Origin of the sequence: Phormidium sp. FACHB-592, from assembly GCF_014695795.1 — a bacterium.
Lineage (GTDB): Bacteria > Cyanobacteriota > Cyanobacteriia > Leptolyngbyales > Leptolyngbyaceae > Stenomitos.
Map to the genome: position 1 here is coordinate 37,369 of NZ_JACJOZ010000029.1, position 16,632 is coordinate 54,000.

At 50.5% G+C, this 16,632-nt stretch carries 12 protein-coding genes; 6 read left to right on the forward strand and 6 right to left on the reverse strand.

Features of this window, described 5'->3' with window-relative positions:
• Positions 1-3: 3 nt before the first annotated feature.
• Complete coding sequence (locus H6F86_RS06170) at positions 4-1,005, reverse strand: DUF975 domain-containing protein (RefSeq protein WP_190447231.1); 1,002 nt, start codon at positions 1,003-1,005, stop codon at positions 4-6.
• A gap of 84 nt (positions 1,006-1,089) precedes the next feature.
• On the opposite strand from H6F86_RS06170, the gene H6F86_RS06175 reads away from it, so the two are divergent.
• The 5 genes from H6F86_RS06175 (at position 1,090) to H6F86_RS06195 (ending at position 6,811) form a co-directional block, all read left to right on the forward strand.
• Positions 1,090-2,064: a stage II sporulation protein M gene (locus H6F86_RS06175; RefSeq protein ID WP_190447232.1), complete on the forward strand. Its 975-nt coding sequence runs from the start codon at positions 1,090-1,092 to the stop codon at positions 2,062-2,064.
• A 283-nt stretch (positions 2,065-2,347) separates the two neighbouring features.
• On the forward strand, positions 2,348-3,469 hold the full coding sequence (locus H6F86_RS06180) for an iron-containing redox enzyme family protein (protein WP_242033386.1): 1,122 nt from the start codon (positions 2,348-2,350) through the stop codon (positions 3,467-3,469).
• A gap of 188 nt (positions 3,470-3,657) precedes the next feature.
• A complete protein-coding gene (sufU, locus tag H6F86_RS06185) occupies positions 3,658-4,140 on the forward strand; it encodes a Fe-S cluster assembly sulfur transfer protein SufU (protein ID WP_190447233.1) in 483 nt (160 codons plus the stop codon).
• A gap of 24 nt (positions 4,141-4,164) precedes the next feature.
• Complete coding sequence (gene bioA, locus H6F86_RS06190; protein ID WP_190447234.1) at positions 4,165-5,442, forward strand: adenosylmethionine--8-amino-7-oxononanoate transaminase; 1,278 nt, start codon at positions 4,165-4,167, stop codon at positions 5,440-5,442.
• Between the two features lie 136 nt (positions 5,443-5,578).
• Positions 5,579-6,811: a DUF4336 domain-containing protein gene (locus H6F86_RS06195; RefSeq protein WP_347240093.1), complete on the forward strand. Its 1,233-nt coding sequence runs from the start codon at positions 5,579-5,581 to the stop codon at positions 6,809-6,811.
• A 199-nt stretch (positions 6,812-7,010) separates the two neighbouring features.
• On the opposite strand, the gene H6F86_RS06200 is transcribed toward H6F86_RS06195, so the two are convergent.
• From H6F86_RS06200 to H6F86_RS06220, 5 genes are all read right to left on the reverse strand, one after another.
• Positions 7,011-7,289 carry a hypothetical protein gene (locus H6F86_RS06200; RefSeq protein WP_190447235.1) on the reverse strand — a complete coding sequence of 93 codons (279 nt, stop codon included), beginning with the start codon at positions 7,287-7,289 and terminating at the stop codon, positions 7,011-7,013.
• Positions 7,290-7,507: 218 nt separating this feature from the next.
• Positions 7,508-9,580, reverse strand: coding sequence for a serine/threonine-protein kinase (locus H6F86_RS06205; protein WP_190447236.1), 2,073 nt, complete (start codon positions 9,578-9,580; stop codon positions 7,508-7,510).
• 448 nt (positions 9,581-10,028) lie between these two features.
• Positions 10,029-10,985, reverse strand: a complete 957-nt coding sequence (locus H6F86_RS06210) for an RNA polymerase sigma factor, RpoD/SigA family (RefSeq protein ID WP_190447237.1) — start codon at positions 10,983-10,985, stop codon at positions 10,029-10,031.
• A 582-nt stretch (positions 10,986-11,567) separates the two neighbouring features.
• A complete protein-coding gene (carB, locus tag H6F86_RS06215; RefSeq protein ID WP_190447238.1) occupies positions 11,568-14,810 on the reverse strand; it encodes a carbamoyl-phosphate synthase large subunit in 3,243 nt (1,080 codons plus the stop codon).
• 98 nt (positions 14,811-14,908) lie between these two features.
• Positions 14,909-15,301 (reverse strand): nuclear transport factor 2 family protein, encoded by a 393-nt coding sequence (locus H6F86_RS06220; RefSeq protein WP_190447239.1) that lies wholly within the window; start codon positions 15,299-15,301, stop codon positions 14,909-14,911.
• A gap of 155 nt (positions 15,302-15,456) precedes the next feature.
• On the opposite strand from H6F86_RS06220, the gene cysE reads away from it, so the two are divergent.
• Positions 15,457-16,281, forward strand: a complete 825-nt coding sequence (gene cysE, locus H6F86_RS06225) for a serine O-acetyltransferase (RefSeq protein WP_190447240.1) — start codon at positions 15,457-15,459, stop codon at positions 16,279-16,281.
• The last annotated feature ends 351 nt before the right edge of the window (positions 16,282-16,632 follow it).

Below are 16,632 nucleotides of genomic sequence, written 5' to 3' on the forward strand. Positions count from 1 at the left end.
TGATTAGTTCAATGTGCCGCGATCGTGTGTACCGCGATCGCGCAACTGTAAGCCTAACCCTTCACGGCGACTCCGCAAATCGTAGTAAATGACCGCTTTGATGGTCTGCCACAGTGGTATGACGACGATCGAAACGGCGAAGCTCAAAATATATGTGATTACAAGAGACAGCGCGGTATAGCTAGGATCACCAGGCGTAAAGCCAGCGGCTTCAATCATCGCATTGGTGGCACTAATCCCAATCTGTACCAGCAGTTGAATGGGCATTGTCACCAAAGACGTGATGAACAAAATGAGAGCAATCCGCCAGGCACTGCCTTTTGTCAGTGACCACATGCGATCGATTGTTTTCGTTGCGGTAACTCCAGGTTCCACTGCTAGAGGGACTTCAGCCGCCACAAAGCGGGCAGCAAACCAGAACAGAAAGACCAAAAATGCCAGCAAGAGGAGGAGAAACAGGAGACCGATTAGTACGAATGTACCACCGTTTGCCGCTAGTGCTTCTGGTGATGGGTTCGAGAAAAGCGACAACCCACCCGCTGCGCTTAACAAACCCACAACGGCGATCGCCAGCACCAGGTAAAAGACAATGGCAACACCCATGCCAATCAAGCCCAGCAGCAGTGACGCGATGAGAAAACTCCACTGACGCGATCGCACATAACGACGAGCATCCTTCAGGGATTCGGGCTGGTTAGTCAGTTCACCAAACGCCAGACGTGCGATCAACGCTAAGTTGGTCAGGTACTTGGCAGTGGCATACAGAAGCAGCACAATCAAGGCAGGAATGATCAAGCCTAGTGTGGCGTAGTAGTTCTGCACTGACACAAAAAATAAAACGACCGGGATGACCGCAGCAAACGGCAGCAGAATCCATAGCGTTGCAAAAAGGGCGATCGTCAAATATTGCTTGGCGTGAGTGCTGTAAAGCTGAAACCCAGCGCTAACAACATTACCCACACTAAGCGACTGGACGGAACTAGGCGAATTAGAAGGAGAAGCCATGAGCTACACTTTGGCTATTCAGAGCATTAGATGTTGACGCGATTCTAAACGATCTTTCTACGGTCCCAGAAAATATCACAGATTATGAACATTCAGCGCTGGCTGGCGCGGCGGCAACCCAGTTGGGGTGAACTGGATACCCTGCTCAAAAAAGCAGAAAAGCAAGGCTTAAAAGCACTGGATGCCAACGAAATCCGGCAACTTGCTAGCTTGTATCGATCGACCGCTGCTGACCTAGCACGCGCCCGCACTCATGAAGTAGGCGACCTTATTGTGCAAGATTTACAGACGCTGGCAACCCGTAGCTATACCCAAATCTATCAAGGGTCGCGCCGTCAAGAATGGCAAGCCCTCTGGTTGTTCTATCGCTGGGGGTTTCCAGCCGTTGTACAGCAGTCACGAGGTTACATTGCTCTAGCAGCAGGCTTATTCGTCATCGCAGGCTTAGTGTCGTGGTGGTTAGCATGGCGTGATCCTGCCTTTTTAGCGCTAGTGGTGCCAGCAGCAATGATCGAGCAGGTACGCGATCGTGGTGAGCTTTGGATGGGGTCGATCGTTGGTATTGAGCCGTTTGCCTCTACTAACATCATGATCAACAACATCAAGGTTTCGTTTGCGGCAGTCGCAGGCGGCATGACAGGAGGGCTATTTACTACCTATGCCATGCTTCTCAACGGCACCCTGATTGGCACGATCGGCACGTTGGTCGGGCAAAACAACCTTGCCTTGCCGTTCTGGGCGTTTGTGTTTCCCCACGGAGCGTTAGAACTGCCTGCCATCTTTCTTGCGGGTGGCGCTGGTTTCTTGCTTGCCAGAGCGCTACTGTTTCCAGGTGTTTATAAGCGATCGGAGGCGCTCAAGCTCTATGGTATTCAGGCTGTTCAATTGGTCTATGGCATTGTGCCCATGCTAGTCATTGCTGGCATCATTGAGGGGTTTTTCTCACCCAATCCTGCAGTGCCAGATGTGCTGAAGTACGGCGTGGGCATTGCCCTGTTTACTGCTTTGGTTTGGTATTTAAGGCAGAAACCGGGCGATCGGCTTGAGGTGAAGAGGTAAGGGGATAAGGGAATGAAGGGTTGAAGAATTAGTAAAAATATGGCAATGCCAACGCCCCTTCCACCTTTCTACCCTTTCACCCTTTTACCTTCCCGTCTTCTCACTCTTCCACCTCCCTACTCTTTCACCCTTTCACCTTCCCACCCTTCCATGCCTTTAGCAGGCAAGATATTCTCTCTCTAGATACGTATGTAGAGGATTAAATCTACTACTCAAGTAGATGAAGTTTATGTAACAAACCATCACGATAAAGGGGTATTCAGGAAAAACTTCAACGAACCTTATGCGCCGTTACCAAGAGATGTCAGACCGCGAAATGTCAGACCGTTTAACGTCAGCAGTCATGCATCACCCACTGACACGTGCAACTGCACCTAACTACAACGAAGCCGAACAGCTATTTCTTACTCTACTCAACACTCCTGCTCTTGATGAAAACCTAGAGCAATTGTTGCCCACGCGCGAGTCTTTTGAGAAGGCAGTGGCAGCGGCGTTAGTAGCGGCTTATGGTGACGTTTACAATTCCAGTGAGGCGCATCGTTTTTTGCAGCGCGTGCTCTACCGCATCAACCGTCTCAAGTTCTTCTGGTACGACGCACTAAGTAACTATGAGAATGAGCGATCGCTCTATTTGCAAACGATCCGCAACCAGATTGAAGCGGCTTGGCAAAGTTGGGAACTGTCTCAGTTGGATGTGGATAGCTTAAAGCAATTGGATGTTGTCAGTGCCCTGCGCGATCGGGTTGTTGCTGACCTCTATCCTGAGCTTTCCGCTACGGGGCGCTACTTTCGAGACGAAATGACCCTTGCAGGCTACCGCAAGTTGTTAGAGATTGCCTCGCTGGACGGTTTGATTGAAGCCAGTCAGCTTTCTCGGATGCTGGGTGGTGTTGCAAACGAGGTTCACAGCGTTCTGACTCGCTTGGTAGTAGAAGAATATGGCGCTGGCAAATTAGCACGCAAGCATTCTACCTACTTTGCCACCATGCTTTCTGACTTAGGCATGAGTACTGAACCAGAAGCTTATTTTGATTCAGTGCCGTGGGAAGTGCTAGCAATCATCAATCATAGTTTCTTACTGTCGGAACGCAAACGTGATTTTCTCCGCTATGCCGGTGGCTTGCTCTACGGCGAACTTTCAGTTCCTGCTGGCTTTAACCCTTATTATGCTGCTGCTCAACGTCTTGGCTTATCGGACAATGCAATGAGCTACTGGACGCTACATATCAAAGTTGATCAGCTTCATGGACGCTGGATGATGGATGAAGTGGCGTTGCCCTTGGTCGATCGCTATCCTGCAGATGCTTGGGAACTGGTGCTGGGTTACGACCAACAGCGCTTAATGAGCGATCGTGCGGGTGAAGCAACAGCACGGGCGGTACGAGAGGCAGATGCGGCAAGGTAGAGAAGTGGAAGGGTGAAGGGATGATGAGTTTTAGCAGCTAATTGCTGGCTGCTTCTTTACCGCTAGACGCTCTATTCTTGTCCTCCTTCCTCTACCTTCTGCATTTTGCCTTCCTTGCCTGAATGCCCCCACTAACAAAAGACGCTGATAGGATGAAGAAGGATGAACAATGTTTAAAAATTTGACTCATGTCTTCTCTTGGCAATCTGCGCGATCTATACCAGCAAGTCATTCTGGAACGCTATAAGAAGCCCCGGCATCGCGGTACAACTGAGCCGGTCGATCGTCGTCAGCGTGGGCACAATCCTTCTTGTGGTGACACAATCGAGCTTACGGTGCAGCTTGATGCAACGGGTGATCGCATTGAAACGGTCAAATTTGAGGGAGAAGGTTGCGCGATCGCGATGGCATCGGCAGACTTGATGGCAGAAGCAATGCAGGGACGCACCCTAGAGGAAGCATTGGCGATGGTGCAACGCTTTCACACCATGATGCAGGGTAAGGACGAGTTTCCAACTGAGTTTCGCAAGCTGAACGTGATGCAAGGTGTGTCGCAATTTCCTGTACGGATTAAATGCGCGACGCTGACCTGGCAGACGCTCAAAGCAGCATTAGAAAACCCTCAAGCCAGCCAGTCAGACGGGTTTGTGAGTAATGAGGAAACGGCTTAGGCGGTCGCCGTAGTCCATAAATCTATGCATCCAAATATCTGGTATCCCTACACCCAGGCAAAAACTGCTCCTGAGCCGTTGAAGGTGAAAGCTGCACAAGGGGCATGGCTTGAGCTAGAAACTGGGGAGCGAATTCTCGATTGTATTTCGAGCTGGTGGGTCAATCTTCATGGTCATGCCCATCCTAAAATTGCCGAAGCGATTTTTCAGCAGGCTAAACATCTAGAGCACGTGATCTTTGCTGGTTTCACCCACGATCCAGCAGAGCAGCTTGCCGAAAAGTTGGTTAGCCGACTGCCCTCATCCTTAAGCCGTGTGTTCTATTCTGACAATGGCTCTACAGCAGTCGAAGTGGCGCTGAAGATGGCGTATCAGTATTGGACGAATCAGGGACAATCGCGATCGACCTTTCTGGCGTTTGAAGGTGCGTATCACGGCGATACGTTTGGTGCAATGGCAGTGGGGGCACGATCGCTCTTCTCCCAAGCGTTTGCGCCCTTGTTGTTCGAGGTGGAATTTGTACCCTATCCCATTGCTCACTCTGATGCTGCGCTTGCCACGGCAACGGAGCAGGCAATTCTTGATGGGATTGCACAAAAACTGAGCGAGTCGGGCGATCGCTATGCAGGCATTATCATCGAGCCGTTGGTTCAGGGTGCTTCTGGAATGCGGATGGGGCGATCGCAGTTTCTCCAGCAGTTGCAGGAGTTAGCACATGCGCATAATACCCTCCTGATTTTTGATGAAGTCATGACGGGTTTTGGTCGTACGGGTGACTGGTTTGCCTGCACCAAAGTTAATGTTCAACCTGATATTGTTTGCCTGTCAAAAGGCATTACAGGTGGTTTTTTACCACTCTCAGTTACGGTCTGCTCCGAGGTAATCTACAACGCTTTTTATAGTGACGATCCGCTACAAACGCTTTACCACGGGCACAGCTATGCTGCCAATCCTTTAGGGTGCGCCGCAGGGTTGGCATCGCTCGAACTAATGGTAGAGCATGAACCCGCGTTTCAGCAGATGGAAGCCAAGCACAGACAGCATTTAGCCGCCTTAAGCGATCATCCCCGGCTGACCAATCTACGGGTGACGGGAACGATCGCCGCCATGGACATCATTACCGATCAACCGGGCTACCTGAGCCAACTGTCGATCGACATTCGCCATCGATCGATCGCGCAAGGTTTGCTCCTTCGTCCCTTGGGTAATGTGCTGTATCTCATGCCGCCCTACTGCATCACTGATGATGAGTTGGCTTTTATCTATCGCGGTCTTGGCAACATTTTGAATGAGCTTACTTAAGCAGAATGACTAACAGATCAATAAGTTGACTTAAGTGCAGTCAGTCTCCTTCATGGCACGCTGAACGATTTGCTAAACTTTAACTTCAGCGATCGCATTTAAACAGCGCAAGCATTGGCATAGGAGGCATCGTGGCGTGAATAAAACCACGATTGACAGACAGGGACAGCAGCAAGAGCAGCGCTCTAGCGATTGGTTGTGGCGGTTTTGGCTTACTGTGCCGCTTTACCCGCGTAGCCAGCGACGCACGCTGCGTACAGAGGTTGTATCAGGGACAGCATGGACGTTTGACCAGATCCAGGGCATCTTTTACGTCGTAGTACCCATTCGGATGACAGTGGTAAAGCTAGATGGAGGTGGGCTGTTAGTGTACGCCCCCATTGCCCCCACGCCTGAATGCCTACGGTTAGTCAACGAGCTGGTAGCTCAATACGGCGATGTAAAGTACATTATTTTGCCGACTATTTCGGGGGTTGAGCACAAGGTTTTTGTTGGTCCCTTTGCCAGGCAGTTTCAAAACGCGCATGTTTTCGTCGCACCGCATCAGTGGAGCTTTCCGCTGAATCTACCGTTAAGCTGGCTAGGGTTGCCTGCTAAACGGACGCACATCTTGCCAGATGACAGCAGCCAAGCGCCGTTTGCCGCTGAATTTGACTACGCCATTTTGGGTCCGATCTCGCTGGGTCCAGGGCGGTTTGCCGAAGTCGCGTTTTTTCACCGACGCTCGCGCACTCTACTTGTCACCGATACCATCATTTCTATTCCTATCGAACCGCCTGCGATCGTGCAGCTTGACCCCTATCCGCTGCTGTTCCACGCGCGAGATAGCGCTGATAATGAGTTGGTAGATAGTCCTGCTAACCGCTGCAAAGGATGGCATCGCATTGCCCTCTTTACGCTTTATTTTCGCCCCAGCGTCCTAGCAGTCAGGACTGCTAGTCAAACGTTCCACAATGCCTTTAAAGCTACAGACCGCTCCCCCAAAGGCTATTTTGGGCTGTTTCCGTTTCAGTGGGAAGAGGACTGGTTGCGATCGTTCCATGCCCTACAGGGTGACGGGCGACTTTTTGTGGCACCGATTTTGCAAACCCTCATCCTTAATCGCGCACCACAAGAGACGCTTGACTGGGCTGACCATGTAGCTAGTTGGGGAATGCAACGCATTATTCCCTGCCACTTTGACGCACCCATTCAGGCAGAACCGCACCAGTTTCGGCAGGCATTTGCCTTCCTGGAGCAGACTCCAACAGGCGGCAAGGCTACAAGTACCCCATTGCCAGAACAAGATTTTGAGCTGCTCAAGGCGATCGATGCGAACCTGCACCGCGTTGGTATCGTACCGCCACCAAAGGAGAAAGTCAGCCGATGAAATGGTCGTAGCAGACGCACTTTTTTCTATTGTGCTTTGAGATTAGTCAGCGCCATGCCTGCAAGCGGTAGTGCCTAACTCAAATGCCACAAAGTTGCAGGTCGAATTGTAATCAAGGGCGCAGTGTGTATCGGACGATGGCTCCGTCTATTTCCTGTTGGGCAGCTAGGTGCGAGTCGAGCAAAGCGCTGTATGCAGCCTAAACACCACACCAATCAGGACAGGCGCTTTCACTTTGCCAACCATAGGGATGAAAGCCACAAATCAGCGGCGTACGCGCTTCACGGCTGTAGCCATATGCCATCCCATGATAATTTGCACAACCGACACAGGGCTTAGGGCGAGTAGAAACAACGTCAGTAAAGCCTAGCTGCGATCGCAGAATGTGCCGCTTACTTTCCTGCCGCTGCCAGTTTGCATGGTCAGCCTTCCTAAACAAGTAGTGAATCTTCCCAAACGGGTACTGGGCAGAGTCCATAAGGGTACTGGTAGAAGGATATTCCTTCAGACTACCCGTAATTAAGGCAGTAGACTATCACCCCTGCGCCTGAGATTGGGAAAGATCTCTCTAAAGGCGTAGAGAGTCAAGCACATTTTGTAACAGTTAATACTGTTTGTCTAACCGTTTTAACCTGGGTAAAGAGGGGAAGTAAAGAAAAACTTAGCCTCTAGCCTTCATCCCGTCTCTTTCATCCCTTACCCCAACTGCCATACTTTCACCTTGCTATCCGAGCTGCCACTAACCAAAAACTTGCCGTCTGCTGTGAGAGCAACTGCATTAACGGCACTAATATGTTCGGTTAAGCTGCCACTAAGAGTGCCTGTTTCCAGGTTCCAGAGCCGGATAGTTGTGTCGCTACTGCCGCTAGCAAGGAACTTCCCATCACCGCTCATGGCGATTGCGTTCACCGAGTCCATATGCCCTGCCAGGTTACGCACTACAGCACCTGCCGTCAGATCCCATACTTTGATAGTTTTATCTTTGCTGGCGCTAACAAGCGTTTTGCCATCTGGCGCAATCACGACTGCATTCACCGAGTTAAAGTGTCCATTCGGCAGTGTGCGAACTGGCTCATTCGTTTTCAGGCTCCAAAGCTTAATTTGGTTATCCAACCCACCGCTAACAAGAAACTGACCATTGGGGCTAAGGGCAACCGATCGCACCATACCGGCTAAACCAGAAAAGGCACGCAGCATTTCACCTGTAGCCAGATTCCACAGCCGCACTGTGCGGTCTTCACTACCGCTAGCAAGCAGTTGCCCGTCGGTGCTAATGACAACTGAACTTACATCCCTGGTATGCCCAGTCAACGAGCGCAGTAAATTACCACTTGCTAAGTGCCAGAGACGAACCGTGTCGTCATCGCTGCCGCTAACTAACGTTTGACCATCCGGGCTAATGCTTAAGCAATTAATGGGCTTGTGGTGCCCAGTCAAGGTTCGCAAGAGTTCGCCTGTAGAACGATCCCAGACTTTAATGCTGTCGTCTAAACCGCCACTGGCGATCGTGCTTCCATCGGCACTAATGGCAACGGCTGTCACCCAGCGAGAATGCCCAGTCAAGGTATGCAGGCAATGCCATTGTTGTGAACCTGATACAGGTTGCCTTGAGAGGGGTGCTTTAGAGACAGGCGCTCTAGAGACAGGCGGTTTGGAGGGTAGCGCACCTGCTGCATGGACTTGATTAGCACCAGGCTGGCTCACGTTGGGTCGGCTCAGGTTCGGCTGACCCACAGAAGGCTGACCCACAGAAGGTTGGCTAACAGGCGACCGGTTCGCAGACCGACTTGCGCTTGACGACGGAGAAGAGGCATTTGCCACCCCAGATGATCGCATGGCACCACCAATTGAGCTAGCTACAAGCGGCGGACTAGACAGGGCGGTTCGCAGATCTTTCATGACGGCGGCAGCAGAGGGATAGCGTTCACTAACCAGATCCTTCAGCATTTTGTCTAGAATTTGGGCGATCGGTTCGCTGATTGCCCGCCCTTTTTCGCGCAAGCGTTCTCGCCAAAGCCAGCGCCCCTCTAGCGGATCGTACAAATCTTCTGGTTTCACCTGAGTCATCAAAAACAGACAGGTGGCACCCAGACTATAAATATCGCTGGCAGGGTATGCTTTGCCGCTTCGCAGTTGTTCGATCGGCGCATAGCCTTCGGTGCCAATCTTAGTGCCTGGTTGGTTACTGGCTTCAACAGACAGCAGCTTGGCAACGCCAAAGTCAATTAGTACTAGCTTGTTATCAAACTTGCGGCGAATGATGTTGGATGGGGTGATGTCCCGGTGAATGACCTGATGATCATGGACAAATTTGAGAATGGGCAAGATGCCAGCTAGCACTTCACGAATGCGCTGCTCAATAAACACACCGTTCTGGGAAAGTTCTTGCAGTAGCGTATTGCCTTCGATAAACTGCTGCACCAGATAAAGGCGTTTGTCGTGCTCAAAATACGCTAACAGCGCTGGGATTTGAGGATGTTCGCCCAATTCATAGAGCCGCACTGCTTCTTGCTCAAAAAGTTTGACTGCCTTTTCGAGCGATTTTGTGCCTTGAATCTGGGGCGAAAATTGCTTGATAACGCAGCGTGCTTTGAGTCGATCGTCGTCCAGCGCCAGATACGTTCTGCCAAAACCACCCTGTCCGATCGGTCGCATAACGCGGTAACGTCCCCGCAGCAGCACTGTCAGTTTTGTACCGCAACTAAGACAGAACTCGACATCATCGGCATTTTGAGGCTGCTGGCAGTCTGGGTTAAGACAACAGGTCATACTTATGCACCAGGAACTTGTACTTTATTTTCCTCCATTCGCTGCGTTCTACACTATGAACGTCGCGCGATCGACAGGACTCGATGACACAATCATTCCCAGAGCTATCCTAAACTTGAACTGGAGCCACCTTGATCACACTCAGTTGTGAGCATCACTTGAGATAGGAAACGACCACTATGCCTGAGTAAAGTACGCCCCACGGTGATCGTACGAGTAGTTATAGACTCCAGATGATTAGGAACGCTAAAAAGTCGATGTCAGGCTTTGCAACAGCATCTAAAGAAAATGTTTTAAGCCATAAAGTCTTTTGATTTGTAACGCTTTAGTAACTAATAGCTTGCCTAGTGAAGACCGCATCAGTCTCTATTACCCCTGACCATTCTCTTAAGCAAAACCATGAGAAAGGTCAGGAGTAAAGGCATGGTAGGACGTTTTGTTAACGCTACTAGCTCGCTAAGTACTCGCCGATCGCCGCTTTGCGCTTGCGTAGTTTGGTCAAGGCTTCACGTTCAATTTGGCGCACCCGTTCACGACTGATGCTGAGACGATCGCCAATTTTTGCCAGAGTGAGCGCCTGTCCATCTTCTAGCCCAAACCGAAGCGCTAACACCTCTCGCTGTTGGGGCGTTAGATCTGCCATTAGCGTCTCTAAGTCCGCACGCAACGACGATTGCAATGCAAAGTCTTCTGGTGAAGCGCCTGTGTCTTCCAGCAATTCGCCTAGCTCTGTATCCTGGTTGTCACCCACTCGCAGATCAAGGGAAAGGGGTTGGCGTGATCGCTCTAGATACTCTCGTACCTGGCGAGGAGTTAACTCCAGTTCGCTGGCTAGCTCAGATGCAGTGGCAGCTCGTCCCAACTGCTGCGAAAGCTGACGCTGTGCTTTCTTAATCTTGTTGAGCTTTTCAGTAATGTGGATCGGTAGGCGAATCGTGCGACCCTTCTCAGCGATCGCGCGCGTGATTGCCTGACGAATCCACCAGTAGGCGTAAGTTGAGAAGCGATAGCCCTTAGTGGGATCAAACTTTTCAACACCGCGCTGCATCCCGATCGTGCCTTCCTGAATTAGATCCAGCAAGTCAACGTTGCGCTTGGTGTACTTTTTCGCGACTGAAACAACTAGACGCAGGTTTGCTTCGACCATCTTGCGTTTAGCGTTCTCGCCTTCGGCGATCGCGTGCTGTAGTTCAGCTTCAGAAAGATCGACTTTTTGAGTCCACTCAGTTAACGATGGCTCACGATCTAGCTGCTGAGTCAGCGTTTCTTTTACTTCGTATAGTGAGGATAAGCGCTGTACCTGTTTGCCATAGAGAATTTCTTGCTCATGAGTCAGCAGGGGAACACGACCAATTTCTCTTAAGTAAGCGCGTACCAAGTCGGTTGATGTTTGTGCAGTCTTCATAGCGCTATGGAAAAAACGACAGTGGATAGAGGCTGGAGTCGGCAGCCGGTACAACTATGCGAGAGGGTAGAAAAGATAAACGATGTTGAGCGGTCCCAGTCCGAACCGGACAGCCTTTGCTCTTTAACGTTAAGAGCAGGTTTTAAAGGTGATTGAGCGTAGGAGAAGGTTTCAAACAAGAGTGAAGTAGGGTCTTCACATACATGACTGCACTAAAGAATGAACAGGTCTTACACCATGAACTTCATATCAGAATTGCTGATGCAACGTATTAACAAATGTAACATTCATGAGAGAAGACGTATATACCTACGGACGTATTACTTTTAAGCTTGGCTAACTTGTACGATGCGTTGAGTGAGACAAGAGTACCTAGGATAGTGCTTTGTAATTGCATCCCATTAAACAAAATGCACTCCTAGAGCGCCCAATACAAGAAAAGTTCATCTTCTCTTAAGCACTTCAATGTTAAGAAGATTTAAGCTTCTTAATTAAATCGTTTGCTAGATAGACACAGGGATGTTTGCTGACGTACTAACTCAGCTAAGAGTTGCAATGGGGCTCCTAACTGAGTCAGTCGTGCTAATGGATGTAGTCCTGTAGTGCTTTCACAGATAGCGATTGGGACTGGAGTGATCGAATAGCGGCAGTCGTTGCTTTAGCCCCAGCGATCGTTGTCACGATCGGAATTTTGTAGGACAAAGCAGTGCGGCGAATCAAGCGACCATCTGCCTTGGCTTCTTCACCTGAGGGCGTGTTAATAATGAGTTGAATCTTCTCATTTTTAATCGCATCCATGACGTTCGGGCGACCTTCGTGCAACTTCAGCACTAGGTCAACAGTCACCCCGTGTTCGCGTAGCGCTTTGCGGGTGCCTTCAGTAGCGACAATATGGAAGCCAAGTTCCAGTAAGTCTTTGACAACAGTTACTACAGCCGCTTTGTCACGATCGCTGGTGGAAACAAAGACAGTGCCGCTCTGCGGTAAACGCTGCCCTGCTCCCAGTTCAGCTTTGGCAAAGGCAGTACCAAAGTTGTCATCAATGCCCATCACTTCGCCTGTAGAGCGCATTTCGGGACCGAGAATCGTGTCAGTGCCGGGAAACTTTTCAAAGGGCAGTACGGCTTCCTTGACAGCAATATGTTTGGGAATAACTTCTTCCGTGTAGCCTAGTTCTGCCAGAGATTTACCAGACATCACACGGGCTGCCATTTTTGCCAGGGGTATACCGATCGCCTTGGACACAAACGGCACAGTCCGGGACGCACGAGGATTTGCTTCCAGAATGTAAACCTGTTCGCCCTGCACCGCGTACTGAATATTCATCAGCCCAACCACCTTCAGTGCCTTTGCCAGTGCTACTGTCCAGGTGCGGATTTGGGTTAACACAGCTTCGCTCAGAAAAACGGATGGCAGTGAGCAAGCGGAGTCGCCAGAGTGAATCCCCGCTTCCTCAATATGTTCCATGATGCCGCCGATGACGACGTTACCTTCCTGGTCGGCGATCGCGTCTACATCCACCTCCACTGCATTTTCCAGATACTTGTCAATAAGAATGGGGTGATCAGGCTCCACCAAAACTGCTGCCGTCATGTAGCGCTGTAGCTCGGTATCGGAGTAAACGATTTCCATCCCGCGCCCGCCCAGCACGTAACTGGGACGCACAACAACAGGATAGTTAACGCGACGAGCGACTTCTAGCGATTCGCCATAACTGCGGGCAAGTCCGTTGGCAGGTTGTTTGATATCGAGTTCCCGCAGAATTTTCTCAAAGCGCTCTCGGTCTTCAGCAATGTCGATCGCGTCAGGCGAAGTACCCCAGATTTTGGTTGCAACAGAGCACTCCTCACTGCTCAGGTACTTTTGCAAGGGTACTGCCAGCTTCAGCGGCGTTTGTCCACCAAACTGGATAATCACACCTTCAGGCTTTTCGGCTTCGATGATATTGAGGACATCTTCTTTGGTCAGCGGCTCAAAGTAGAGGCGATCGCTGGTGTCGTAGTCGGTTGAAACCGTTTCGGGGTTGGAGTTGACCATGATCGTCTCGAAGCCATCGTCGCCCAGGGAAAACGATGCATGACAGCAGCAGTAGTCAAACTCAATGCCCTGACCAATACGATTAGGACCACCGCCTAAAATCATCACCTTACGTCGGTCAGAGGGAAGAATTTCGTTTTCGCCCTCTTCGTAGGTGGAGTAATAGTAGGGCGTGAGTGCTTCAAATTCAGCCGCGCAGGTATCGACCGTTTTGTAAACAGGGATCACGTTCAGCGACTGGCGATAGGTGCGAACTTCGTCCTCAGTGGTTTTAGTAGCGAAAGCAATCTGACGATCGCTAAAGCCCTGCCGCTTAATGTCAAAAAGCTGCTCTTTGGTCAGACTGGTGAGGGCAGTGCGCTTCAGTCCTTTTTCGGTATCTAGCAGTGCATACAGCTTGTCTAGAAACCAGGGATCGATCGCCGTTAGCTCGTATACCTCATCGACCGTCATGCCAGCCTGAAAGGCATGGTGAATGGTAAAAATACGCTCTGGATTTGGAGTCCGCAAGCCAGCGCGAATTTGCTCTAGACTTGGCACCTTGTCGTTGCGATCGCAGCCCCAGCCTGCTCGTCCCGTTTCCATGGAGCGCAGCGCTTTTTGAAATGATTCCTGAAACGTACGCCCGATCGCCATTGCCTCGCCCACAGATTTCATCTGAGTTGTGAGGGTTGACGTCGAGCCGGGAAATTTCTCGAAGGCAAAGCGGGGAATTTTGGTAACAACGTAGTCGATCGTGGGTTCAAAGCTGGCAGGCGTTTTCTTGGTGATGTCGTTGGGGATCTCGTCTAGCGTGTAGCCAACCGCAAGTTTTGCCGCCATTTTGGCGATCGGAAAACCGGTTGCTTTGGATGCCAGCGCGGAACTACGCGACACACGGGGGTTCATCTCAATCACCACCACATCGCCATTATCGGGATTGACGGAAAACTGGATGTTGGAGCCACCTGTTTCGACGCCAATTTCGCGGATGATTTTGATCGAAGCATCGCGTAAGCGCTGATATTCCTTGTCAGTTAAGGTTTGGGCTGGCGCAACGGTAATCGAGTCGCCCGTGTGAACGCCCATGGGATCAAGGTTTTCGATCGAGCAGATGATCACCACGTTATCTGCCAGATCACGCATGACTTCGAGTTCGTACTCCTTCCAGCCCAGCAGCGATTTTTCGATCAAGATCTGAGAAACTGGACTGGCATCAAGACCCGACTGCGAAATTTCTTCAAATTCTTCCTGGTTGTAGGCAATACCACCACCCGAACCACCCATCGTAAAGGCAGGGCGGATGATCAAGGGATAGCTACCGATTTCATGCCCAATTTGTCGTGCTTCGTCCAATGTCGTGGCTAAGCCAGAGGGACAGACAGCCACACCAATTCGCGCCATCGCTTCTTTAAAGAGCTTGCGATCTTCTGCCATTTCGATCGCGGGCAATTTCGCCCCAATTAGCTCTACGCCATACTTTTCGAGCGTGCCGTTTTTCGCGAGCGACACTGCCAAGTTGAGTGCGGTCTGTCCGCCCATCGTCGGTAGCAAGGCATCAGGGCGCTCTTTATCAATAATCTTCGCGACAATTTCTGGGGTCAGCGGCTCAATATAGGTGCGATCGGCGGTTTCCGGGTCAGTCATAATCGTCGCCGGATTGGAGTTTACCAAGACGACTTCATAACCCTCGTCCCGTAAAGCTTTGCAAGCTTGTGTGCCCGAATAGTCAAACTCGCAGGCTTGCCCAATCACAATGGGACCGGAGCCAATCAGCAGAATTTTGTGGAGATCGTTGCGACGTGGCATGGCGTTGTTGAGTCTAGGGCTAAAATCCCACTTATTGTAAAGGCTTTCTTCAATCTAGACGGTAGCCTTTTTTCTAATCCTAGAGTTTGTGATCTGCACTAGTTTGATTTACCATCGCTGCCAAAGTATTCTCGGTAGGCGCAAAGACGATCGCCCCGTACGTCAAACGAGACTGCCACTCGGTTTTTGTAGGGTTGCCCTAACAACAAGCCCTCATCCCGAAACTCAAAGACAACAGTTGTTTCATTGCTAGTAACACGGTCAAGCGTGAGCGTCAGACCCTCACTGAAACTCTCTGAAACATATTGGAGAAAGGCGATCGCCCGCTCCTTACCTACATTTAGTCCGTGGTAAGGTCCGACAGGAAACCAGAACGTAAAATCATCGGAGAGCATATTGATAAACGCTTGCCACTCTCCAGTTGCCAACCCATGCTCGAAATGACCAAACGCTTGATAAGCAACGTTTAATGGGTCTAAATGCTCGGTCATCAGTGACGGTGACGGTTAGGGTGAACGAGACATGAATCGCATGAGACACGTTCTGTTAAAGAGTATGCCATGTTGGCTACTACGACACTCGTTGATTCAAGTCATTCAGACGTTAAGATAGATAGTGATTTGTTCTGCCGCAGGGTTTGTCTCTCGTGCTAACTAACCTTCTTACCGATTTTCGCATTATCTTTGAGCGTGACCCGGCTGCTCGCAATTGGTTAGAGGTTTTGTTCTGCTACCCAGGCTTGCAGGCGCTAGTGTTTCACCGCTTTTCGCACGGGCTGCATCGGTTGGGCTTGCCGTTCTTTCCCCGTTTGCTTTCTCAACTAGCACGGTTTTTGACAGGCATTGAAATTCACCCCGGGGCACAGATTGGGCGAGGCGTTTTTATTGATCACGGCATGGGTGTTGTGATTGGGGAAACGGCGATTATTGGTAACTATGCGCTAATTTACCAGGGCGTGACTCTCGGTGGTACTGGTAAAGAGGGCGGTAAACGGCATCCAACTTTAGGAGAGAATGTCGTTGTTGGTGCGGGTGCCAAAGTGCTGGGTAATATTCAAATTGGCGATCGCGTTCGCATTGGGGCAGGCTCAGTGGTACTACGAACGGTGCCCTCTGACTGCACGGTTGTGGGTGTACCGGGTCGCATTGTGCATCGATCGGGCGAACGGGTTGATCCACTTGAGCATGGGCGCTTACCGGACTCCGAAGCACAGGTTATTCGCGCACTGGTCGATCGCATTGAATCGCTAGAACAACAAATTCAACGCCTGCACACAAAGCAGCCTTTGAACGAATCGCGGGTGCTGGTTTCGGCAGTCGCTGCAACGGCTAATAGTGGCAGTAATGCTAGTACAAACGGCAACGGCTCGTATGTTGCTAACCAGCCTGAGGTGTCTGTTGAGGAGACTTCTCGTAGTTGCCGCATCCGTGACAAGGTAATCGAAGAATTTTTGGATGGTGCTGGCATCTAGGAAGAACAGCGCGACGTTGTTCCGACCATCCCCGTAATACTACTGCTGAAGCGATCTGGTTTCTTTCATGGTGGCTAGTTAGTTGTGAACTAACTAGCCACCATGAAAGTATTGCTGTGGTTTGTTTTTGGGTATGGAGGCGTAATCGTTGCTGCTAGATGGTAGGGACTTCGAAAGGTGGTTTTACCCACGTTATGAGTGATAAGGGACGCTCAAACCTGTGCGAGTCCCTTATCTATTAACGTGAGTTCGACGAACAGAAATTGACACAAGAAAAGCTGAGACTGGTTTTGAAGTAACGGTCTCAGCTATGGAAACCATCGTATCGCGTCTGGATATTGCACACCTTTT